General features: G+C 68.4%; 18 protein-coding genes. 8 read left to right on the top strand and 10 right to left on the bottom strand.

All coding sequences use genetic code 11. From position 1 onward, the window contains the following. Positions 1 to 26: 26 nt before the first annotated feature. Positions 27 to 659 (top strand): TetR/AcrR family transcriptional regulator C-terminal domain-containing protein, encoded by a 633-nt coding sequence (locus AD72_RS03255; protein ID WP_031464857.1) that lies wholly within the window; start codon positions 27 to 29, stop codon positions 657 to 659. Here AD72_RS03255 and AD72_RS03250 read toward each other — a convergent pair. Genes AD72_RS03250 through AD72_RS03240 form a run of 3 tightly spaced genes read right to left on the bottom strand, consistent with a single transcriptional unit; the run spans position 656 to position 5,607 of the window. Further along, positions 656 to 3,142, bottom strand: coding sequence for a DNA gyrase/topoisomerase IV subunit A (locus AD72_RS03250; RefSeq protein ID WP_031464856.1), 2,487 nt, complete (start codon positions 3,140 to 3,142; stop codon positions 656 to 658). The two genes, AD72_RS03255 and AD72_RS03250, sit on opposite strands and share 4 nt — an antisense overlap. Positions 3,143 to 3,152: 10 nt before the next feature. Beyond that, positions 3,153 to 5,204 (bottom strand): DNA gyrase/topoisomerase IV subunit B, encoded by a 2,052-nt coding sequence (locus AD72_RS03245; RefSeq protein WP_031464855.1) that lies wholly within the window; start codon positions 5,202 to 5,204, stop codon positions 3,153 to 3,155. Positions 5,205 to 5,259: 55 nt separating this feature from the next. Next, a complete protein-coding gene (locus AD72_RS03240) occupies positions 5,260 to 5,607 on the bottom strand; it encodes an ArsR/SmtB family transcription factor (RefSeq protein ID WP_031464854.1) in 348 nt (115 codons plus the stop codon). A gap of 273 nt (positions 5,608 to 5,880) precedes the next feature. On the opposite strand from AD72_RS03240, the gene AD72_RS03235 reads away from it, so the two are divergent. Next, a complete protein-coding gene (locus tag AD72_RS03235) occupies positions 5,881 to 7,116 on the top strand; it encodes a sodium:proton exchanger (RefSeq protein WP_037344719.1) in 1,236 nt (411 codons plus the stop codon). Here the strand turns inward: AD72_RS03235 and AD72_RS03230 are convergent. The 4 genes from AD72_RS03230 to AD72_RS03215 all read right to left on the bottom strand — a co-directional run bounded on the left by AD72_RS03230 (position 7,101) and on the right by AD72_RS03215 (position 11,069). Then, entirely contained in the window at positions 7,101 to 8,387 is a 1,287-nt protein-coding gene (locus tag AD72_RS03230; protein ID WP_031464852.1) for an ArsB/NhaD family transporter, read from the bottom strand. The two genes, AD72_RS03235 and AD72_RS03230, sit on opposite strands and share 16 nt — an antisense overlap. A 31-nt stretch (positions 8,388 to 8,418) precedes the next feature. Beyond that, the gene (locus AD72_RS03225; protein ID WP_031464851.1) at positions 8,419 to 8,865 is read right to left on the bottom strand and encodes a CBS domain-containing protein; all 447 of its coding nucleotides are present in this window, start codon (positions 8,863 to 8,865) and stop codon (positions 8,419 to 8,421) included. 263 nt (positions 8,866 to 9,128) lie between these two features. Further along, on the bottom strand, positions 9,129 to 9,761 hold the full coding sequence (locus AD72_RS03220) for a cupin domain-containing protein (RefSeq protein WP_037344715.1): 633 nt from the start codon (positions 9,759 to 9,761) through the stop codon (positions 9,129 to 9,131). A gap of 147 nt (positions 9,762 to 9,908) precedes the next feature. Next, entirely contained in the window at positions 9,909 to 11,069 is a 1,161-nt protein-coding gene (locus AD72_RS03215) for a Cmx/CmrA family chloramphenicol efflux MFS transporter (RefSeq protein ID WP_031464849.1), read from the bottom strand. A 326-nt stretch (positions 11,070 to 11,395) separates the two neighbouring features. On the opposite strand from AD72_RS03215, the gene AD72_RS03210 reads away from it, so the two are divergent. The 3 genes from AD72_RS03210 (at position 11,396) to AD72_RS03200 (ending at position 13,441) form a co-directional block, all read left to right on the top strand. Continuing rightward, positions 11,396 to 11,800 carry a DUF5313 family protein gene (locus AD72_RS03210; RefSeq protein ID WP_031464848.1) on the top strand — a complete coding sequence of 135 codons (405 nt, stop codon included), beginning with the start codon at positions 11,396 to 11,398 and terminating at the stop codon, positions 11,798 to 11,800. A gap of 137 nt (positions 11,801 to 11,937) precedes the next feature. Continuing rightward, positions 11,938 to 12,417 carry a MarR family winged helix-turn-helix transcriptional regulator gene (locus AD72_RS03205; RefSeq protein ID WP_031464847.1) on the top strand — a complete coding sequence of 160 codons (480 nt, stop codon included), beginning with the start codon at positions 11,938 to 11,940 and terminating at the stop codon, positions 12,415 to 12,417. Between the two features lie 391 nt (positions 12,418 to 12,808). Next, positions 12,809 to 13,441: an Rv1733c family protein gene (locus AD72_RS03200; RefSeq protein WP_156365025.1), complete on the top strand. Its 633-nt coding sequence runs from the start codon at positions 12,809 to 12,811 to the stop codon at positions 13,439 to 13,441. A 108-nt stretch (positions 13,442 to 13,549) separates the two neighbouring features. Here the strand turns inward: AD72_RS03200 and AD72_RS03195 are convergent, their stop codons facing one another. After that, a complete protein-coding gene (locus AD72_RS03195) occupies positions 13,550 to 14,209 on the bottom strand; it encodes a response regulator (protein ID WP_031464845.1) in 660 nt (219 codons plus the stop codon). Positions 14,210 to 14,322: 113 nt separating this feature from the next. Beyond that, positions 14,323 to 16,017 (bottom strand): GAF domain-containing sensor histidine kinase, encoded by a 1,695-nt coding sequence (locus AD72_RS03190; RefSeq protein ID WP_031464844.1) that lies wholly within the window; start codon positions 16,015 to 16,017, stop codon positions 14,323 to 14,325. Between the two features lie 120 nt (positions 16,018 to 16,137). Here AD72_RS03190 and AD72_RS03185 point away from each other — a divergent pair, with 120 nt between their 5' ends. Together AD72_RS03185 and AD72_RS03180 are read left to right on the top strand one after the other, a co-directional pair. Next, a complete protein-coding gene (locus AD72_RS03185; RefSeq protein ID WP_031464843.1) occupies positions 16,138 to 16,890 on the top strand; it encodes a hypothetical protein in 753 nt (250 codons plus the stop codon). Beyond that, positions 16,887 to 17,756, top strand: a complete 870-nt coding sequence (locus tag AD72_RS03180) for a nitroreductase family protein (RefSeq protein WP_051897803.1) — start codon at positions 16,887 to 16,889, stop codon at positions 17,754 to 17,756. Before AD72_RS03185 ends, AD72_RS03180 begins: the two co-directional genes overlap by 4 nt. Here AD72_RS03180 and AD72_RS03175 read toward each other — a convergent pair. Beyond that, a complete protein-coding gene (locus AD72_RS03175; RefSeq protein ID WP_031464841.1) occupies positions 17,741 to 18,679 on the bottom strand; it encodes a LysR family transcriptional regulator in 939 nt (312 codons plus the stop codon). The genes AD72_RS03180 and AD72_RS03175 overlap by 16 nt on opposite strands. Before the next feature lie 109 nt (positions 18,680 to 18,788). On the opposite strand from AD72_RS03175, the gene dnaE reads away from it, so the two are divergent. Next, positions 18,789 to 22,307, top strand: a complete 3,519-nt coding sequence (dnaE, locus tag AD72_RS03170) for a DNA polymerase III subunit alpha (RefSeq protein ID WP_031464840.1) — start codon at positions 18,789 to 18,791, stop codon at positions 22,305 to 22,307. Positions 22,308 to 22,418: the final 111 nt, after the last annotated feature.

The raw sequence follows: 22,418 nt of genomic DNA, 5'->3' as shown, positions 1-22,418 counted from the left end.
CAATGAGATCGGCTAGTATCGGCGACATGGCACAGCACCCTTCGGCGGCGAGCACCGGGCGGATCGACAAACGAGCGGCCATCCTGGACGCCGCGTTCCAGGTCTTCGCCAGGGACGGCTATGCCAACGCCGCGGTGGACGTGATCGCCGCCGCGGCCGGGGTCGCCAAACCCACCGTGTACAACCACTTCACCGACAAGCAGACGCTGTTCCGGGAAGCGCTGGCCGCCGATGCCGAGCGCGTGCTCGGGCGCAACCTCGCCGTGGTGCAGCGGCTCAGCGACGGGCGCGGCGAACTACGCGCCCGGCTCGAGGATCTGGGCGTCCGCCTGATCGAGTGCTACGCCGATGACCGCTCGGTGGCGGTGCGCAGGCTGCTGTGCGCGGAGGCGAGCACCTTCCCCGAGATCCACAGCGAGATCCGGGAACAGACCGGGGAACGGGTGGTCGCCGCGCTCGCCGACCGGTTCGCGCACCTGGTGCTCGACGGAACCCTGCGCGAGTGCGATCCGGCGCAGGCCGCCGAACAGTTCGAGGCACTGCTCGCCGGGCCGATGGAGCACCGGTCCCGCTCGGGCAGCCGCAAGGTGCCGGCCGCGGCAAGGCGCGCGATCGCCAAGGCCGCGGCCGACACCTTCATCCGGGCCTACGCCCGCTAACCCCGTTCGATCAGGTGGCCGACGACATCCGGGCCCGGGTGCGCGTGTCCCGAACCGTCGCGGCGGTTGTCGGTCTCCGGCAGTTCCACCGCCGCACCGTTGTCGGTCGAACCGGCGGGCCGCTGGCCGATCCACGCCACACTGATCTCGTGCTCCCCCTTGAGGAAACGGTGCACGCGCACCCCGCCGGTCGCCCTGCCCTTGGCCGGATAGGCGGCGAACGGGGTGACCTTCACGCTCTGCCCGGTCGAGGTGACCACCATGGGCGCGCCGTGTTCCACATCGGTGGTGTTGACCGCGCCGAAGAACACCGCGCGTGCATCGGCGCCCAGTTTCACCCCGGCCATGCCACCGCTCTTGAGCCCCTGCGGGCGCACGATCGAGGCGTCGAACCGCAGCAGCGCCGCCTCCGAGGTGACGAACGCGAGCGCTTCATTGCCGTCGGCGAGCCAGCTCGCGCCGACCACCTCGTCCCCGTCCTTGAGCCCGATCACCTCGAACTCGTCCGAGCGCACCGGCCAGTCCGGGGAACACACCTTCACCACCCCGCGCCGGGTGCCGATCGCGAGCCCCGGTGATCCGGCGGCCCGTTCGCCGAGCGGGGCGAGGCCGACCACCCGCTCCCCCTTGGCCAGGGAGAGCAGTTCACGCGCGGCCACCCCGCCGCGCAGGGACACGGTTCCGGACTGCTCGGGCAGCACCGGAATCGGCAGCACATCGGTCTTCACCGCCCGCCCGCTGCTGGTGATCAGCAGGACCTGCCCGCGCGCCGTGGTGTGCGCGATGGCGGCGACCGCATCGTGTTTGGCCCGCCCGCTGCGCGTGCGCGCCTCGCTGGCCTCCTCGGACTCGGCCGCGGTGCGCGCAACGAGCCCGGTCGCGGAGAGGATCACCTGGCAGGGATCGTCGGCCACCTCGAGCGGACCGGCCGGTTTCGAGGCGGCGAGCACCTCCTTGAGGTCCCCGTCGACGAGGGCGGTCCGGCGCGGGTGGTCGAAGTCCTTGGCCACCTTGGCCAGTTCGTTCGACACGACCTTGCGCAGTTCCTTGTCGTCCTCGAGGATCGCGGTCAGCTCGGCGATCTCGGCGCGCAGCCGCTCCTGCTCCTCCTCGAGCTCGATCCGGTCGTACTTGGTGAGCCTGCGCAGCGGAGTGTCCAGGATGTAAGCGGCCTGGATCTCGGAGAGCTTGAACTTGCTCATCAGGCCCTCCTTCGCGGCCGCCGCGTTCTCGCTGCTCCGGATCAGCTTGATGACCTTGTCGATGTCCAGCAGCGCGATCAGCAGACCGTCGACCAGGTGCAGCCGTTCCTCGCGCTTGCGCCGCCGGTACTTGGTGCGCCGGGTGACCACGTCGTAGCGGTGCTCCAGGAACACTTCCAGCAGCTGCTTGAGCCCGAGCGTCTGCGGCTGCCCACCGACGAGCACCAGGTTGTTGATGCCGAAGGACTGCTCGAGCGGGGTGAGCCGGTACAGGTCCGAGAGCAGCGCCTGCGGATTCACCCCGACCTTGCACTCGATCACCAGCCGGGTGCCGTTCTCCCGGTCGGTGAGGTCCTTGACATCGGCGATTCCGGTCAACCGCTTGGATTTGCCGACCTCGTCGGTGATCTTCTCGATGATCTTCTCCGGGCCGACCCCGTAGGGCAGCTCGGTCACCGTGATCGCCTGGCGGCCCCGGCTGCCCTCCAGCGGGCCGGTCTCCACCTTCGCGCGCATGCGGACCACGCCCCTGCCGGTCTCGTAGGCGCGGCGCACCTCGTCGAGCCCGAGCAGGCTGCCCCCGGTCGGCAGGTCCGGGCCCGGTACGAACTCCATCAGCTTGTCCAGGCTCGCGTTCGGGTGGTTGATCAGCCAGCGCGTCGCGGCGATCACCTCGCCCATGTTGTGCGGGATCATGTTGGTCGCCATCCCGACCGCGATCCCGGAAGTGCCGTTCACCAACAGGTTCGGGAACGCGGCGGGCAGCACCTCGGGTTCGGCCAGCGAACCGTCGTAGTTGGGATGGAAGTCGACGGTCTCCTCACCGAGTTCCCCGACCAGCGCCATGGCCTCCGGGGACATCCGCGCCTCGGTGTACCTGGACGCGGCCGGTCCGTCGTCCGGGCTGCCGAAGTTCCCGTGCCCGTCGATCAGCGGCGCGTTCATCGAGAAGTCCTGCGCGAGACGGACCATCGCGTCGTAGATGGCGGTGTCCCCGTGCGGGTGGTACTTGCCCATCACGTCGCCGACGACGCGCGAGGACTTCACGTAGGCGTGGTTCGGCCGGTACCCGTTCTCGTTCATGGAGAACAGGATCCGGCGGTGCACCGGCTTGAGCCCGTCCCGCGCGTCCGGGAGCGCGCGGGAGTGGATGACCGAGTAGGCGTACTCCAGATAGGAGTCCTCGATCTCGGTCTTCACGGAATTGTCGTAGACCCGCGCACCCGCGTTGTCGAAGACGCTCGGATCGATCTTCGTCTTGGGGCCGTTGCGGCGTGCCATGGTGCTCCTCTTAGATATCGATGGCTTCGCGGTCGACGCGGTCGGCGGAGGCGACGAGCCAGTTGCGCCTCGGTTCGACCTTCTCCCCCATGAGCAGTTCGAGCGCGGTCTCGGCGGCTTCCACGTCGTCCAGGGTGATCCGGCGCACCGCCCGGGTGGCCGGGTTCATGGTGGTCTCCCAGAGCTCGTCCGCGTCCATCTCGCCGAGCCCCTTGAACCGGGGCACCGGGGTGACGACCTGCTTGCCCGCCTGCTGGATCTCGGTGACGGCCTCTTCCATCTCCCGCTGGGTGAAGGTGTACCTGGTCTCGCCGGAGCGGCCCTTGGTGATCACCTTGTGCAGCGGGGGCATCGCGGCGTAGAGCCTGCCGTCCTCGATCACCGGGCGCATGTACTTGGCGAACAGGGTGATCAGCAGGGTCCGGATGTGCGAACCGTCGACATCCGCGTCCGCCATCAGGATCACCCGCCCGTAGCGCATGGTGGACATGTCGAAGGTGCGCCCGGTCCCGGCGCCGAGCACCTGCACGATGGAGGCGATCTCGGCGTTCTTCAGGGTGTCCCCGAGGTTGGCCTTCTGCACGTTGAGGATCTTGCCGCGCAGTGGAAGCAGCGCCTGGTATTCGGAAACCCTTGCCATGCGGGCACTTCCGAGCGCGCTGTCCCCCTCGACGAGGAACAGTTCACTGCGCGAGACACCGGTGGTGCGGCAGTCCACGAGTTTGGGTGGCATGGCCGCGCCCTCCAGCGCGGTCTTGCGCCGGGCCGCGTCCTTCTGCTGCTTGTGCACCAGCCGGACCCGGGCCGCGTCGACCACCTTCTGCAGCACGGTCTTGGCTTCTGCCTTGGTCTTGCGCCCGTCGGTCCACTCCTTGACCTGCTTCTCCACGATTCCGGTCATGACCTTGGTGATGCCCGCGGTGGACAGCTCGTCCTTGGTCTGCGAGGTGAACTGCGGTTCGGGGATGCGCACGTGGATCACCGCGGTGACCCCCTCGAGCACATCCTCGAGGGTCGGCATGTCCTCCTTGGGCTTGAGCAGGCCCCGGGTGCGCCCGATCGCGTCCTGGATGGCGCGGGACAGGGCGCGGTCGAAACCCTTGCGATGGGTTCCGCCGTGCATGTTCCGGATGGTGTTGGTGAAGCACTCCACGGTGCGCTCGTAACCGGTGCCCCAGCGCAGCGCGACCTCGACCTCGGCGTGGCGCTCGACGTTGGAGTGCATCACGCCGTTCTCGTCGGCGGCGTTCTCCTTGTAGGTGCCCTCCCCGGTGATCATCAGGGTCCCGGAGACCGGACGGTCCCCGGACGGGGTGAGGAAGTCCACCATGTCCGAGAGGCCGTTCGGGAAGTGGAAGCGCTCCTCCTCGATGGCGTCGTCACCGGCGATGCGCAGCACATAGGTGACACCCGGCACCAGAAAGGCCGTGTTGCGCACCTTCTGGCGCAGCACTTCGAGATCGAGCTCGGCGCCCTTCTCGAAGTAGTTGGCGTCGTACCAGTAGCGGATCGAGGTGCCGGTCGACTCGCCGCGCTTGAGCTTGCGCGCCACCCGCAGCCCGGACTGCTTGGTGAACTTCGCCTTCGGGCCGGATCCGTCGAACACGCCGGGCACCCCGTGCGCGAACGACATCTCGTGCACCTTGCCCTTCTGCTTGACGGTGATGTCGAACCGGTGCGAGAGCGCGTTCACCGCGGAGGCGCCGACCCCGTGCAGACCACCGGAGGCCTTGTAGCCGCTGCCGCCGAACTTCCCGCCCGCGTGCAGCCGGGTGAGCACCAGCTCGACCCCGGAGAGCCCGGACTTGCTGTGCACCCCGGTCGGGATCCCCCTGCCGTCGTCGTCGACCTGCACACTGCCGTCCGCGTGCAGCGTGACCGTGACCATGCTCGCGTGCCCGCCGACGCCCTCGTCCGTGGCGTTGTCGATGATCTCGTTGAACAGGTGATTGATACCCCGGCTGTCGGTCGAACCGATGTACATGCCGGGGCGCTTGCGCACCGCCTCGAGCCCCTCGAGGTGGGTGAGGTCATCCGCACCGTAGAAATCAGCAGCAGTCACGGCGCCACATTATCCGCTGTGGCCGACAGCACCGTTCACCGTGCCCATGGCTACCTCACCGTGGCGGGTCGGGAGCCAGGCTGCCGTCCGGAGCGATGTGCTCGAAGATCTGGTCGACGAGCGCGATCACGTGCGGATCCTCGACCGCGTAGATCTGCCGCCGCCCCGATCGGCGCGCGGTGATCACCCCGGCGAGCCGCAGTTTGCTCAGGTGCTGGCTCACCGTGGCGATGGTGAGACCGACCCGTTTGGCGAGGGTGCCGACGTCATAGGGGCCGTTGGTGATCAGCCACACCAGATGCAACCGGGTCGGGCTGGCCAGCAGTGCGAAGGTTCCCGCAGCCGAGTTCAGCTGCGCGTCGGTCGGTTCCGGCGTGTCGGCCGGGGCATCAGCTGGGGACATGATCACCCGATTGTCCCCCACCCGGCGAATCTCCGTTCACCGAGTCTTTCATTTCGGTACTTGCGAAAGTATCAAACCTTCGTGCATGATGGACCTCGTCGAAGGGGAGTAGCCCAGAAGCCCACCGTCGACAGACTGAGGACCGCGGTCCTCCGGTGGTGGCGCCCGTGTGAAACGGGCGGGCGAGACCTTCGGCCAGCGACGTATTGCCTGGCCGAGATCCCCCTGGACGTCTCGGCGGGGACCGAGACGAGTCCGGGAAGAGGGATCACCATGGCAAGGCTGTTGCGGGTGCTGCTGCTCTGCGGCGTACTCACGCTTCCCGCCCTGGCCGTACGGCTTTCCGGGATCGAGCTCGATCCGGTCGCCGGGCTGCTGCTCTACGGCATCGCGGTGGCCGCGGCGTCGTTCCTGCTCGCCTGGGCCGCCGAGGCGGCACAGGCGGACATCTCCGGCGGGCTCGCCATCGCCATCCTCGCGGTGATCGCGGTGCTCCCCGAGTACGCCGTGGACCTCTACTTCGCTTATACCGCGGGACATGATCCGGCGCACGTGGCCTATGCGGCGGCGAACATGACCGGATCGAACCGGCTGCTGCTCGGCCTCGGCTGGTCGCTGGTGGTGCTCGTGGCGCTGGCGGTGACCCGCAAGCGCACCGGCAAGCCCGTCTCCGCGCTCGTGCTCGAATCGAACCACCGGATCGAGCTCGGTTTCCTGGCGATCGCCTCGCTGGCCGCGTTCGTGATCCCGGCGACCGGGCAGATCGCGCTGCTGCTCGGGGCCGCACTGCTCGGGCTGTTCGTGTACTACCTCGTCCGGGTGGCGCGCACCGAGTCCGCCGAACCCGAACTGGTCGGCACCGCGGCGACCATCGGCGCGCTCCCGGCACGGACCCGGCGGACCCTGGTGATCGCCCTTTTCGCCTACGCCGCGACGGTCATCCTCGCCAGCGCGCAGCCGTTCGCCCAGTCCCTGATCGGAACCGGAACCCGGCTCGGTATCGACCAGTTCCTGCTCGTGCAATGGCTCGCCCCGCTCGCCTCGGAGGCCCCGGAATTCATCGTGGCGATCCTGTTCGCGGTGCACGGCAAGGGATCCGCCGCGATCGGCACGCTGATCTCGGCCAAGGTCAACCAGTGGACCCTGCTCGTGGGCAGCCTCCCGATCGCCTATCTGCTCGGCGGTGGCGGACTCTCGCTGCACCTGGACGGGCGCCAGATCGAGGAGTTCCTGCTCACCGCGACCCAGACGCTGCTCGGGGTGGCCGCCCTGCTGGCCATGCGCTTCCCGAGGTGGGCGGCGTGGACCCTGCTCACCCTGTTCGCGGTGCAGTTCGCGGTGCCCGGGCAGACCGCGCGCTACGTGCTCTGCGTGCTCTACGCGGCGCTCGCGATCACCGCCCTGGTACGCAACCGGCGCCACATCGGGGCCACCTTCGCCGCGCCGTTCCTGCCCGCTCCGCGCTCCGGCGTGCGGGTCCCGGAACTGGCGGATCAGAACGCGAAATAGCGCAGCCACAGATAGGGCGCGGCGATCACCACGGTCAGCAGTGTGACGATCATGCCCTTCTTGGTGAAGTCCCAGAACGAGATCGGCGTGCCCTCGCGCTTGGCGAGCCCGATGATCACCACGTTCGCGCTCGCTCCCACCGCGGTGAGGTTGCCGCCGAAGTCCGCGCCCAGTGCGAGCGCCCACCACAGCGCCTCGGAGTGCACCGGGTCCGCGAAGTCGTTGGTCAGCTGCAGCACGATCGGGCTCATCGTGGCCACGTAGGGGATGTTGTCCACGATCCCGGACAGCACCGCGGAGACCACGAGCACGAGCATCACCGCGAACAGGGCGTTGCCCGCGGTCGCGTCCGCGGCCAGTCCGGCGATGTACTTGATCACGCCGGTCTTCACGAGCGCGCCGATCATGATGAACAGACCCGCGAAGAACAGCAGGGTCTCCCACTCCACCCCGGCGAGGTACTGCTTGGGTTTGGTGCCGGAGAGCAGGATCAGCAGCCCGGCCCCGATCAGCGCGACGATCGAGGGGTCGAGTTCGAACACCGAGTGCCCGATGAACCCGATGAACACCAGCAGCAGCACGATGCCGCACTTGATGAGCAGCTTGGTGTCCTTGATCGCCTCGCGCTCGTTCAGCGCCATCACATCGCTGACCTTCTCCGGATCCACGGTGAACGAACCGCGGAACAGCCAGCGCAGGCAGATGACGAACACGATCAGCTCGATCAGCACGATCGGGCCCATGTTGATCAGGAACTCGTTGAAGTCGAGGTTCGCGCGGCTGCCGATGATGATGTTCGGCGGATCACCGATCAGGGTTGCCGCACCGCCGATGTTCGAGGCGAGAACCTCGGCGATCAGGAACGGCACCCTGCTGATCCCGAGCCGGTCACAGACCAGCATCGTCACCGGGGCGATCAGCAGCACCGTGGTGACGTTGTCCAGGAAGGCCGAGGCGACCGCGGTGATGGTCACCAGCAGCACCATGATGCGCAGGGGTTTGCCCTTGGCGCGTTTGACCGCCCAGATCGCGGTGTACTCGAAGGCGCCGGTTCTGCGCAGGATGCCGACGATGATCATCATCCCGAGTAAGAGGAAGATGACGTTCCAGTCGACCCCGGTGTCCTCGGAGAAGAACGCGTCCTTCGAGCCGACGACCCCGATGAGCAGCACGACCGCGGCACCGGCGAGCGCCACCGCCATCTTGGGCAGCTTCTCGCTGGCGATGAAGACGTACGCGACGACGAAGATGACGACCGCGACAATGCTCATCACGGCCGCACCACCGCCCGGGTGGCGGCGGTCAGGAGGTGGAGAGCGCGCGCTCCAGCAGTCTCGAGGCGGTGATCACGCCGACCGGCAGCTTGCACCCGCGCACCACTGCGAGCGGGAAGCGCGAGCCCGCGATCGCCGCGGCGACCTCCACCAGGGTGTCGTCGTGCTGCACCACCGGCAGCTCCGGCGGCTCCTCGGGCAGCAGCCCGCGCACCGTCTTCGCGGCGAGTTTGCTGGTGATCTGGTCGGCCATGGACTCGGTGAGCACCCCGGCGAGCGAGGGATCGTCGCGCACGTAGCCCGGCACGAGGCTGTAGACCACCTGCGCGGCGGGCAGCACCGTGTACGGCTTCCCGCTCTCGTCGACCACGATCACCGCGGGCAGCCGATTGTCCGCGAGGAGCCGGACGGCGTCCAGGGCGTCCGCGTCCAGGCCGACCGTCGGGAATTCCTCCGCGATGTCTTCCGCGTGCATATCCGCAGGGTACGTCTACCTCGCCGAGATTGCCGAGTACGGGTGGCAACTCATGACGTGACCTTGACAGCGGCCGCGAACCAGTACCACGCCTACGCACCATGAAGCCCCTCTACGCCTCTACACCCACCCCGGTCGAAGCGGGTGTGCCGACCAGACTTCCCGGCACGCCGGGTGTAAAGATGCCGCAAAGATGGTGACCGAGGCAAATCCGCCAAGCCGCCCGGCAAGCCGAGGGGCTCACGGCTCGCCGGGCGGAACGGTCAGGAGTGTTTCGTGATGACCACCGGTTTCAGTGTCTTCGGCACCTTGGCGAAGGCACTGGGATCCACTCCGAAGGTTGTGGCGAGAACCTCACGCGGCAGCGAGTTCAGCGCGGCGAGGATGCCGATGTCGTCGTTCGGCTCGGCGGTGCTCGTATTGAAGATCACGAGCACCTGGAGCGGATCGTGCGGGCTCGCATTACCGAAGTAGTGGAAAAAGCCCTGCGGCGCGAACACCAGATCGCCCTGCCCCGCCCGAAATCGTTCATTGTGATAGGAACCGTCGGCGTGCGTGCCGAGCACCACCCAGTCCGCCGTCCCGCTGATGATGAAATTCAATTCCCAGGCACTCGGATGCCAGTGCGGCTCGCGCATCCCGCCGACATCCAGGTGCACGAAATACACCGATGCCTGCTGGCCGGCCAGCACCGGGAAGTCCTTTTCGTGCGCACCGCGCAGACTGCCGCCATGGTAGTTGTCCGGAGCGGACCTGGTGAGCCGGAACAGGAACGGGTTGCCCCCGCCCGCGGTATCGGCGGGCGCCGTCGCATTGGCCGCCTGCGCGCTGAGCCCGGTCGCGGCGAGCGCGGCCGCCCCGGTACCGAGCGCGGCCCGTCGATTGATTTCGGACATTCGATTGCTCCTCACGACAAAAAAACGGAGAAATTCGGTAATTCAAGAATAGCCAAGAATTGGTCCCGCTCGCCACAAATGCGTCCGACAGGGCTAACCCTTCCCAAGGAAACGTTCAAACAAAGAATTATCAGCACAAATACGGTCTCATCGCCGATCGGAATTACTGTTAATGCGCAGCGCGAACCCGAGGCCGCCGAGCGCGAGCACCAGCAGCAGCGCGCTCACCGCCACCGGCGCGCGGTAGCCGAATCCCGCCTCGATGGCCAGCCCGCCGAGCCAGGGGCCTGCCGTGTTGCCGATGTTGAACGCGGCGGTGGTGAACGCTCCGGTCAGCGTGGCCGCCCCGGTCGCGAGGTAGAAGGCGCGCGAACTGAGCGCCGGCGCGATCCCGAAGCCGAGCATGCCCTGCACGAACACCAGCGCGAACACCGCGACCGGGATCCCGGCGAGCACCAGCAGGGCCAGCCAGCCGCACAACAGTGCGGCCATGCCGATCCCGAGCACCCGGTGGGGACGGGTGTCCGCGATCCGCCCGCCGACCGCGACCCCCAGGAAGGCGCCGAGGCCGAACACCACCAGCAGCACCGGAACCCACTGCGGGCCGATCCGCGCAACCCCGGTCAGCAGTGGGGCGAGATAGGTGAAGGTGCAGAAGCTCGCCCCCTGGACGAGCGCGTTCAGCGCGTAGGTCAGCAGCAGCCGCGGATCGGCGAGCGCGCGCAGTTCGCCGCCGAGGCGGGTGACCGTGGTGTGTTCGGGGCCGTGCGGGCGAAGCGCGGGCAGCAGTGCCACGAGCGCGAGCAGGGTGAGCGCGGCCACCGCGAGGAAGGCGCTGCGCCAGCCGCACCGCGCGCCGAGCAGCGCACCCGCGGGAACCCCGGCGACACAGGCGATGCTCACCCCGCCGAGCACGATCGCCATGGTCCTGCCCTTACGTCCGGGCGGCACCAGATCCATCGCGGTCGCCTGGGCCACCGCCCAGAATCCGGCGTTCCCGAGCGCGCCGAGCACCCGGGTGCCGAGCAGCAGGCCGAAGTCCGTGCTCGCGGCACCGAGCAGGTGCGCGGCGATGAACACGATCAGGAAACCGGCGAGCGCGGGACGGCGCGGCCAGCGCATGGCGAACACCGCGAGCAGCGGGGCACCGAAGATCATCCCGATGGCGAAGGCCGAGGTGAGCAGGCCCGCGTCCGGGATACTGACGTGCAGATCGGCCGAGACATCCTGGACAAGACCAGAGAACATGAATTCGGACGTGCCGAGTGCGAACACGGCGAAGCCGAGCAGGTATACCGCGAACGGCATGAGAGAGACCCCGTATCGGTTGCGTCGGAGAAGGACAACGGCAACCGGCCGGTCCGGGGCTGACCGGACGCGGGCGCGTTCGGGCTATGCCACCGGAACGACCGGTGGCCCGCTCCTCGACGCCTCGGGGGTGGACATGCCGGGCAGGTTAGCCAGCCCGGGTCCGCTCGTCCACCGGTTTCCCGGACGGTTGTCCGGGCAGCGTGGGTGAGCTCACCACCCGGGGCCCCACGCAGGGTGTTACCTTAATAGTTAAGACGTTAAGCATTAGCACGTACGAGGACAGCCGGAGCACGGCTTCCGGGAGCGAAGGCGGTGACGGGCGGATGACCATGGCCCGACCCAATCCGGCGCAGTGGCTCTGGCACGCGGTCGGCGGACGGCTGCCCATGCGCTACAAGGAGTGGGCACTGCAGGACGCGACCTGCCGCACCTGGTGGCTGCGATATCTGGCCGGGGTGCTGCTGCGAGTGGCCGTGCCCGCGCTGATCCTGTTCTTCGTGCTCGCCTCCTTCGGCGGGCCACTGTGGCTGGCCTTCCTGTCCGTACTGCTCGGCCTGATCGTGTCGATCTACTACGGGCTCACCTACGCCCCGGACAGCATCGACTCGCGGCTGGTGCGCTACGGGTACCCGCCGCGCACCGCGTCCCGGATCCGGGAGCAGGCGAACGAGGAGAAAGTACGCGCCCAGCGGCTCGACTACGATTCGGTGTGGCGCAGCGAAGGTTGAGCGAGCATCGCAGCGAGCCCCTGGCGAGCGAGGAGCGCAGGGAAGCCCGAGCAAGCCCAGCAACCGGCGCAGCGAGGGTGCAGCGAATCGCGACGAGGAGTGAACGCGTCCGGCCCGTGGAACGGAGAGGAATTGTCGTGAGTTCATCGGTCGATCTCGGCGAGGATCCTCTCGCCCTCGAACGGCAGGTGTGTTTCGCCCTCTCGGTCGCCTCGCGAAATGTGATCGGACTCTACCGGCCGCTGTTGAAACCGCTCGGACTCACGCATCCGCAGTATCTGGTGATGCTCGCGCTGTGGGAAGAGTCCCCACAGTCCATCAAACAGCTCGGCACCTCGCTGCGTGCCGATTCCGCCGCGCTCTCCCCGATGCTGAAACGGCTCGAATCGCTCGGCTATGTGACCCGGCCGCGCAATTCGGCCGATGAGCGCCTGCTCGCCGTCGGGTTGACCGAAAAGGGAAAGAAACTGCGGGAAATGGCGGAGCGAATCCCGTACCAGGTGGTCGAGAAACTGGGGATCGACGTCGCCGACCTGGAGAAATTGCGGGTGGCGCTCACCAGGGTGATCGCGGCCTCCGAGGAATTGGACATCGAATCGGCTCCGCTGTTCGAATAGCCGGGGCCCGCCGCGCCGTCCGCCGAACCGGACATGCGGGATGAACCCCGGTCCGGGTAACCGGATTTCCCACTCCGGAGCCATCGTTTCGATGTGACCCGGACCTCCACCCGAAACCGTGAGGGCGGGCACACGAACACCGACCCGCACGGAGGAGCACTCACCCACGCGGGGTCCACCTGCCGGGAGAACTTTCCCAAATTGGACCGGGTGCCACGGTGGCGATAATCCGCTCGTTCTCCCCCCGCGCAGGCCGTACGCAGCGGGTTGTCCCCTGCTGCGGGGAGCACGGATCACGCCGGCGAGTTGCCGGGTTTCGTGAGCCGCGCCATTGTTTAGCACGGAGGGTGTTCAACTTTAGCCGTTCGGTCCGACAATAAAGATAGACCAGGTGATCGAGGAATGGGAGGCGATCGGGATGACCGGGTCAATGCGCACCCGTCGGTGGTGGAGGTTTGCCCACCTCCGGCGGAACCCACTTGTGCGCGGCGTTGACCGGTTGGAAAGCGGGTTGCTCGCGTTCGCGGTAGCACTCGCGATTTTGTCCGTGCCGTTTGCGGTGTCGATCGGAACGAGCAATTTCACACAACTGCATGAACAATCCACACGACAACTAGCCGACCGGCACGCGGTCACCGCGACCGCGCTCGCCGACGCACCCATCGCCGGGATGGGACGGATCGCGACGGAACAGACCACGAAGGTGCCCGCCCACTGGAGCGAAAGCACCCTGCCCGGGCGGGCGGACGGGGACATCGTGGTACCTCCCGCGACCAAGAGGGGCGACCAGATCCAGATCTGGCTGGACAACACCGGAGCGGTGGTACGCGCACCGCTGACCGCGAACGATGTGACAATCGGGGCGATCTGCACCGGCCTGCTCACCTGGCTCGGTATCGCCGGTGCACTGACCGGGCTGTTCCTGCTCGCCAGGGCGGGCATCAATCGGGGGCGCTATTTGCGCTGGCATCGCGAATGGCAACTGTTCGATACGAACAACCACAGCGGGCCCCGTTTCTGGTGACGACACACAGAGATTCCTTTGCAGAACATTCTCTGCAAAGGAATCTCTGCGGCGGTCCGGCCGAGGAGTGAGTCCGGTCGAGGGGTGAATCCGACCGGGGCCGGCCCGCTAGTCCGATTGCTCCCGGGACCGCTCCGGGGCACGCAGTTCGGTGGCCAGCACCGCGGCCTGGGTGCGCCGCTCGAGCCCCAGCTTGGTCAGCAGCCGGGACACGTAGTTCTTCACCGTCTTCTCGGCGAGATACATCCGCTCGGCGATCTGCCGGTTGGTCAGCCCCTCCCCGATCAGGTCGAGCAGCACCCGTTCCTGTTCGGTGAGCCCGGCGAGCGGACCGTCCGCCGCGGCGGCGTCCGCGCGCAGCTTCGCCATCAGGGTGGCCGCCGCGCGATTGTCGAGCAGTGAGCGGCCCGAGCCGACCTCGAGGATCGCCGCGGTGAGCCGCAGTCCCTGGATGTCCTTGATGACGTAACCGTCCGCGCCGGCGAGTATCGCGTCGAGCATGGCTTCCTCGTCGGTGTACGAGGTGAGCATGAGCACGTTGAGGCTGGGCAGCATGGAGCGCAGTTCACGGCACAGTTCGATGCCGTTGCCGTCGGGCAGGCGCAGATCCAGTACCGCGATGTCCGGGCGCAGCGCGGGAATCCTGGCCAGGGCCTGCGCGAAACTGCCCGCCTCGCCGATCACCTGCAGCCGGTTGTCCGCGCCGATCAGCTCGGCGAGGCCCCGGCGCACGACCTCATGGTCGTCGACCAGAAATACCCTGATCACGGACGAGTTCTCCTCTCCTGTGGACCCCGGAGCGACCCTAGGGTGCCCTGGGCGCGCGGCGCCAGTGTCGTACCGTCCTCGATCAGCGGGACCAAGGTCCTCATCCGGACCTCTCAATCCAGGGGCGCGGTCCAGGACAACCGGGTGCCACCGGTCTCCACCGCACTGACCGTGAGCGACCCGTCCGCCTCGACCGCGCGGCGTTCCAGATTGCGCAGCCCGCTGCGTACGGCTTCCGCGGGGATCCCGCATCCGTCGTCGGTGACCTCGATCGTCAGATCGTCGTCCACCGACACGGTGAGCAGCACCGACCGTGCCTGCGCGTGCCGCACCACATTGCTCACCGCCTCACGCACCACCGCCTCGGCCGCGTCCGCGAGGCGCGCGGAGATGATCTCCAGCGGTCCGGTGACCCGGACCGTGGTGCGCAGCCGGATGTCCCTGGTCAGTTCGCCGATCGCGCCGTCGAGCCGGGTGCGCAGCCGCGGGGTCCCGCGATCGCCACGGTGCAGGTCGAAGATCGCGGTACGGATCTCGGTGATGATGTTCTGCACGTCCTCGACCATCTCGCCGAGCCGCTCGACGACCCCGGGCGTGCGCACCCGCGCCTGCGTGCTCTGCAGCGCGAGCCCGTGGGCGAACAGCCGCTGGATCACGTGATCGTGCAGATCACGCGCGATCCTGTCCCGGTCCGCGAACAACCGCAGATCGTGCAGCCTGCGCTGATCCTCGGCCAGCTGCAGGGCCAGCGCGGAGGAATCGGCGAACGAGGCGGCCAGCGGGATCACCGGCTCCGGGAACGGCTCCGCACCCGTTTCCCGCAGCAGGACGAGGACTCCGGTCACCGCGTCCGCGGAGACGCGCAGCGGCAGGGCCAGCGTGGGACCGAAGCGGTCGCCGAACCGCTCGCCGAGCCCGGGAAGCGGCGCGCTCTGCGGCCGCGCGGTCAGGAACGCCTGCCCGCAGGGATCGCTGGCGACCGGGACCGTGTCCGGTGCGGTCCCGCTCGCCGCGACGACCAGCAGTTCGTGTACCTCCTCGACGGGCTGTTCCGCGTCCTCGGTCCGGGCGAGGAAGGCGGCGTCGGCCCCGATCAGCTCCCCTGCCCTGGCCACGATCAGATCGAAGGCACCCGCGGGATCGGCGGCGGTGAGCAGTTCCGCGCGGACATCGCTGGTGGCCTCCTGCCAGCGCTGGCGGTGCTTGACCGTCTCGTAGAGCCGCGCGTTCTCGATGGCGATCCCCGCCGCGGCCGCCAGCGCGGCGACCACGACCTCATCGTCCTCGGTGAACGGTTGCTGGCCCGCCTTCTCGGTCAGATAGAGGTTGCCGAACACGGTCTCGCGCACCCGGATCGGCACCCCGAGGAAACTGCGCATCGGCGGGTGGTGTTCGGGGAATCCCACCGAAGCCGGGTGCGCGGCCAGGTTCTCCAGCCGCACCGCTTTCGGCTGTTCGATCAGCAGCCCGAGCAGACCGTGCCCGCGCGGGAGCTCGCCGATGAGTTCGCGGGTGTGCTCCTCGATGCCCTCGTAGACGAACTGGGAAAGCCCCGCCGCCGAGGGATCGAGCACGCCGAGCGCGCCGTACCGGCAGTCGACCAGTTCGATGGCGGCGTGCACGATCCGCCGCAGCGTGGCATCGAGTTCGAGCCCGGACGCGACCGCGAGCATCGCCTCGAGCAGACCGTCCATCTGATCGCGCGCGCTGACGAGTTCCTCGACCCGTGCCTGTACCTCACCGAGCAGCTCGCGTAGCCGCAATCCGGAAAGGGTTCCGCGCAGCGATGGCTCCTCGTTCACGGACATGCTTCACCATAGGCGCGCTCATGCGCCGCTGACCAGCGCCCATGCAGGGGACCAAGGACCCTGCCCGGTGCGACCGTCTGCTCTGTGCCCGCGCTCGGCACGCCACGCAGGATCGGGCCCATGACCGAACTCATCACCCAGGCGCTACGTGCCGCGGCCCGCGCGCCCTCGCCGCACGACCGCCGGCCATGGCTGTTCCGGGCGCACGGCGAACGGGTCGAGGTCCACCTGGATCACACCTGGACCGCCCATCCGGATGCCCGTGCCGCCCTGCTCGCCTGTGGGGCCGCCGTGCACAACCTGCGCGTCACGGTGGCCGCGCGGGGGCGCCGGGTGGTCGTCGACTGGCTGCCGGAACCCCCGGAACACCTGGCCAGTGTGCTGTTGACCGGGCACAGCCACCCGACCCGGTACGAGCGTGCCCTCGCCGCGTGCATCCAGACGCGGCGCGTCCGGGAACCGTTCCCGGACGGTCCGGTCCCGGAACCGGCACGCCGCGCACTGCACCGGGCCGCGCTCGCCGCGGGTGCGCGGCTGCTGTTCCTCGACGGTGCCGTCGAGCTCCCCGCCGCGCTGCGCGAGACCGAGCCGGCACGCCTGGACGAGCACCACCCACTGCTCGCCGTACTGCACACCGAGGAGGACTCCGAGTTCGCCCAGTTGCGGGCGGGCGCGGCGATGCAGCACGTCCTGCTGACCGCGACCCATCTCGGGCTCACCGCCGGATTCCGCGCCCTGCCGACCGGGATCGCCTCCGCCCGGCCGGTCCTGCGTGAGTTGTGCGGTGGACGGACCCATCCACAGACGATGCTGCTCCTCGGGGAGGACTCCGCGGCGGCAGCGGAGACACGCCTGGAGGTCGGGATCGCGTGAAGTCGCTTTCCAATGCCGAGACCGGACTGCTCGCCAGGGCGCTCGAACACGCGCCCTCGGTCTGCCCGACGCGCCCGTGGCTGCTCGAGGTGCAGGCGAACACCGTGCGCCTCTACGAGAACCGCGCCGCCGAACCGGCCCAGGAACGCGCCCTGTCCTGTGGTGCCGCGCTCACCGCGCTCGAGCTGAGCCTGCTCGCCCTCGGCAGGCAGCCGTGGTCGCGGCTGTTCCCCCGCGGACGGCAGGCGGAACTGCTCGCGAGCATCGAGGCGGGCATGGGCGGGGAACCGGGAACGGCCGAGCTTGCCGCCTATTCGGCGCTGTTCCGGCGGAGGAGCTACCGCGCCCCGTTCGCCCCGCGCCCGCTCTCCGATGTGTTGTGCGAATCGCTGCTCGCCAACGCCATCCCGGTGCCGGTCCGGCGGCTCGGGGACCGCACGGACACCTACTCCTTCGCCGAACTGCTGTGCGCCGCCGCGCGAACCCAGCGCGCCGACCAGGCTTTCCATCAGGAACTGCTCGCCTGGAGCACCCTGTTCCCGGTTTCCGCCGCCCGGGAATCCGGTGCCTCGCTTTCCGGGCTCATGCGCACCAAGACCTACCTGCCGCCGCCGGAGCTGCTCGCCTCCCGGATCGCGGCCGAATCGGTCGTGCTGCTGTACACCGAGAACGACTCGCGCCCGGCGCGGGTGCAGGCGGGTGCGGCGTTGCACCGGCTGTGGCTGGCCGCCATCGCGGAAGGACTCGCCGGTTCGGTTCTCGTCCGGCCACTGCGATCGGCGCACCTGGGCGCCGGGGTCGCCAGGGCGTTCGGGATCGAGGGCCACCCGCAGGCGCTGTTCCGGTTCGGTTATCCGGCCGCCTGAGCCGCGCTGTCCGGAGGCAGCAGGACCGATTCCCGGTCCAGTGGGCGGTAGTGCTCCCGCACGAAACCGGCCAGCGTGGCCAGCCCGGGGTGCGCGTTGCCCGTGCGCCAGAGCAGCGAACAGGGATACACGGGGACGGGATCGGCGAGCGGGATCCGCACGATCCCCTCGTGCCAGGGCACCCGAACCCCGTCCCCGGCGAAGGAGAGGCCCTCTGGGCTGGTGCTCAGCCAGTCGAGCAGGTAGTCGATACCGAGGTCCGGGCCGCTGGTGTCCATCCCGATGCCGAACTCGCGGCCGAACCAGTGCCAGTAGCCGGTCCACTCGGCCCCGGGGCGGTTACCCGGCATCCACGCGGTCGCACCGCGCAGCTCCGCGGGCCGTACCCGTTTGCGGCGGGCGAACCGGTGTCGGCGCCCGACGAGCAGATGGGCGACCTCCTGGTAGGCGGGCACCCGCTCGAACGGCCCGTCCGCGGCGAACGCGAACGCGGCGTCGACCCGCCCGTCTGCCAGTGCCGCATCGCGGGATCGCACCGAACGGAATCCGGTCACCAGATCGATCTCGATGTCCGGATGCCGCTCGTGGAAGGCGTGCAGCAGCTCGGTCGCGATGATCTGGTGGGAGATCACGTCGACGCGCAACGGCCGCTGCGTTCCGGTGACCGCCTCCACGGCCCGCTCGGCCACGCTGAGCAGGGCGCGCGCGTGCGGCAGGAACCGCTCCCCCGCCGCGCTCGGGCGCACCCCGTTCCGGTCCCGGTGCACCAGTTCGGCGCCGAGCCGTTCCTCGAGCCGGGCCACCCGCTTGGACACCGCCTGCTGGGAGAGCCCCAGCACGGCCGCCGCCTCGCCGAAGTGCCCCTCCTCGACCACCGCGAGGAAAGCCCGCACCGCGGCCACGTCCAGCTCACTGGCCTCCATCAACAACTCCTGGTTGTCGTTCGTGTCGTGTCGATTGTTGGACTCCCCTGCGGTGTGCCGGTTCGAATGCAGCGGCCAGGCAGACGTTACAACCGCGAGGAGTCGACGCGTGGATCCGTTCGTCCATCTGCATGTGCACACCGAGTACTCCATGCTCGACGGTGCCGCGAAGATCGGCCCGCTGTTCGCCGAGGCACAGCGGCTGGACATGCCCGCGGTCGGGATGACCGATCACGGCAACATGTACGGCGCGGACGAGTTCTACCGCGAGGCCTGCGCCTCCGGGGTGAAACCCGTGATCGGCATCGAGGCGTACCTGGCACCCGCCGGGCGCGCGCACCGGAAACCCGTGTTCTGGGGCGGATTCGAGCAGCGCGGCGACGATGTGGCCGGGGCGGGCGCCTACACCCACATGACCATGCTCGCGGCCGATGCCACGGGGCTGCGCAACCTGTTCGCACTGTCCTCCCTGGCGAGCATGCAGGGCTATTACCGTAAACCGCGCATGGACCGGGAACTGCTCGCCGAACACGCCGCCGGGGTCATCGGCACGACCGGCTGTCCGTCCGGCGAGGTGCAGACCCGGTTGCGGCTCGGGCAGCGGGAGGAAGCCTTGCGCGCCGCGGCGGACTACCGGGACATCTTCGGCGCGGAGAACTTCTTCCTCGAGCTGATGGATCACGGGCTGGCGATCGAGGCGCGGGTCCGTGAGGGCCTGCTGGAGATCGGCGAGCGGCTGCGGCTGCGCCCGCTGGCCACCAACGACAGTCATTACGTCACCGCGGACCAGGCAGAGGCGCATTCGGCCCTGTTGTGTGTGCAGTCCGGCAAGACGCTCGACGATCCGACCCGGTTCGCCCTGGACGGCAGCGGGTACTACCTCAAGTCCGCGCGGGAGATGCGGGAGTACTGGGACCGTGAGGTACCGGGCGCGGCGGACAACACGCTGCTGATCGCCGAGCGGGTCGAGTCCTATGCCGAGGTGTACGCGCACCGCGACCGGATGCCGCGGTTCGCCGTCCCCGATGGCGAGACCGAGGCGAGCTGGCTGCGCGCCGAGGTACTGCGCGGACTGGACTGGCGGTTCCCCTCCGGGGTCCCCGGGCAGTACCCGCCGCGCGCGGAGTACGAACTCGAGGTGATCGCACAGAAGGGGTTCCCCGCCTATTTCCTCGTGGTGGCCGATCTGGTGGCACACGCGAGGAAACTCGGTATCCGGGTCGGTCCCGGGCGGGGTTCGGCCGCCGGTTCCCTGGTGTCCTTCGCACTCGGGATCACCAATATCGACCCGATCGAGCAGGAGTTGCTGTTCGAACGGTTCCTCAATCCGGAGCGGGAATCCATGCCGGACATCGACATGGACTTCGACGACCGGCGCCGGGGCGAGATGATCCGCTATGCCACCGAGAAATACGGCGCCGACCGGGTGGCGCAGGTGATCACCTTCGGCACCATCAAGACCAAGGCGGCGATCAAGGACGCCGCCCGGGTGCATTTCGGCCAGCCCGGTTACGGGATCGCCGACCGGATCGCCAAGACGCTGCCACCGCCCGTGGCCGCGAAGGACATTCCGCTGTCCGGGATCGTGGACTCCGTGCACGAGCGGTACCCCGAGGCCGCCGAGGTGCGTTCGCTGATCGAGACCGATCCCCAGGCGAGCACCATCTTCGAGACGGCGCGCGGACTGGAGGGCCTGATCCGCAACGCCGGGGTGCACGCCTGCGCGGTGATCATGTCCAGCGAACCGCTGCTGGAGACGATCCCGCTGTGGCAGCGCGAGGACGGCGCGATCATCACCGGCTGGGACTACCCGTCCTGCGAGGCGATCGGCCTGCTGAAGATGGATTTCCTCGGCCTGCGCAATCTGACGGTCATCGGGGACGCGATCGAGAACGTCCGCGCCAACCGGGGCACCGAGATCGATCTGGACCGGCTCGCCCTCGACGATCCGGCCGCCTACGAACTGCTCGGCCGCGGCGAGAGCCTCGGAGTGTTCCAGCTGGACGGTGCGGCGATGCGGGATCTGTTGCGGCGCATGGCACCCATCGGGTTCAACGAGATCATCGCGGTGAACGCGCTCTACCGGCCCGGTCCGATGGCGATGAACACGCACAACAACTACGCCGACCGCAAGAACGGCCGCCAGGAGATCGTGCCGATCCATCCCGAACTGGCCGAACCGCTTTCCGGCATTCTCGGTGAGACCTACGGGCTGATCGTCTACCAGGAACAGATCATGCAGATCGCCAGGCAGCTGGCCGGATTCTCCATGGGCCGCGCCGATGTGCTGCGCAAGGCGATGGGGAAGAAAAAGGCCGAGGTGCTGGAGAAGGAGTACGCCGGGTTCGCCGATGGGATGCGCACGAACGGGTATTCCGGCGAGGCGGTGCAGACACTGTGGGACACGATTCTGCCCTTCGCCGGGTACGCGTTCAACAAATCGCACGCCGCCGGATACGCGCTCGTCGGCTATTGGACGGCCTACCTCAAGGCGAACTATCCGGCCGAGTACATGGCCGCGCTGCTGACCTCGGTCGGCGACAACAAGGACAAGTCCGCGGTGTACCTCGCGGAGTGCCGCAGGCTCGGGATCCGGGTACTGCCACCGGATGTGAACGAGTCCGGGCCCCGGTTCGCCGCGGTGGGAACCGATATCCGATTCGGCCTGGACGCGGTGCGCAATGTCGGCTCCAATGTCGTCGAATCGATCGTCCGGTCCCGCGAGGAGAAGGGCAAGAGCCACTCGTTCACCGATTTCCTGGACAAGTCCGAACTGCTCGCCTGCAACAAGCGGGTCATCGAATCGCTGATCAAATCCGGCGCCTTCGACTCGCTCGGGCACACCAGGCGCGCCCTGTTCACCGGGCACGAGGCGGCGATCGAGGCGATCATCCCGCTCAAACGCAAGGCGGCGATGGGCCAGTTCGATCTGTTCGGCGCGGATGACAAGGCCACCGAAACCGCGCCGCTGGCCCATCTGCGGTTCGGCGCCGAGGAATGGCCGCGGGCGCAGCTGCTCGCCCAGGAACGGGACATGCTCGGGCTCTACGTTTCCGGGCACCCGCTCGACGGCGCCGAACAGGCACTGCGCAGGCACGCCCCCGCTCCGATCGCCGCGCTGCTGGAAAACCCGCGCGAGGGCGAGGTCACCATCGCCGGGCTGATCACCGAGGTGCAGCGGAGGGTGAACAAACAGGGCCAGCCGTGGGCGATCTGCACCATCGAGGACCTCGATGCCGCCATCGAAGTGCTGTTCTTCGCCAAGGCCTACGAGGTGTTCGGCGCCGAACTCACCGAGGACACCGCCGTCGTCGTGCGCGGGCGCGCCCAGTCCCGCGAGGACCGGCTCTCCGTTTTCGGGGACGGCCTGCAGCGTCTGGACATCGAGGCCGAACCCGATTCGAGACCGCTCATCCTGGAGAGCAGGACCGGCGAGATCACCCGCGAACTGGTCCTCGAACTCAAGCGAACCCTGCTGGCGCACAACGGAAACACCCCTGTCCAGCTGCACCTGCGGGAAGGGACACGGCGCACCGAGTTCGCGCTCGATCGCTATCCGGTTCGGGTCAGCCCGGCGCTGCTCGGCGAATTGAAGGCGCTGCGCGGGGTGGTGCCGATACCCCGTTGAATCGCGGCCGTTTCCCGGCGATCAGCCTTGCTTCGCCCTGTTCTTGGTACCGCCCCAGTGCACGGCAACGCGAATACGTCCGGCTCCGGTCGGCAAGCCGCCACACCAAAA

The sequence above is a fragment of the Sciscionella sediminilitoris genome, assembly GCF_000737195.2.
Lineage (GTDB): Bacteria > Actinomycetota > Actinomycetes > Mycobacteriales > Pseudonocardiaceae > Sciscionella > Sciscionella sediminilitoris.
Note: the sequence above shows the minus strand (reverse complement) of the source record. Positions and strands in the feature narration are given on the sequence as shown.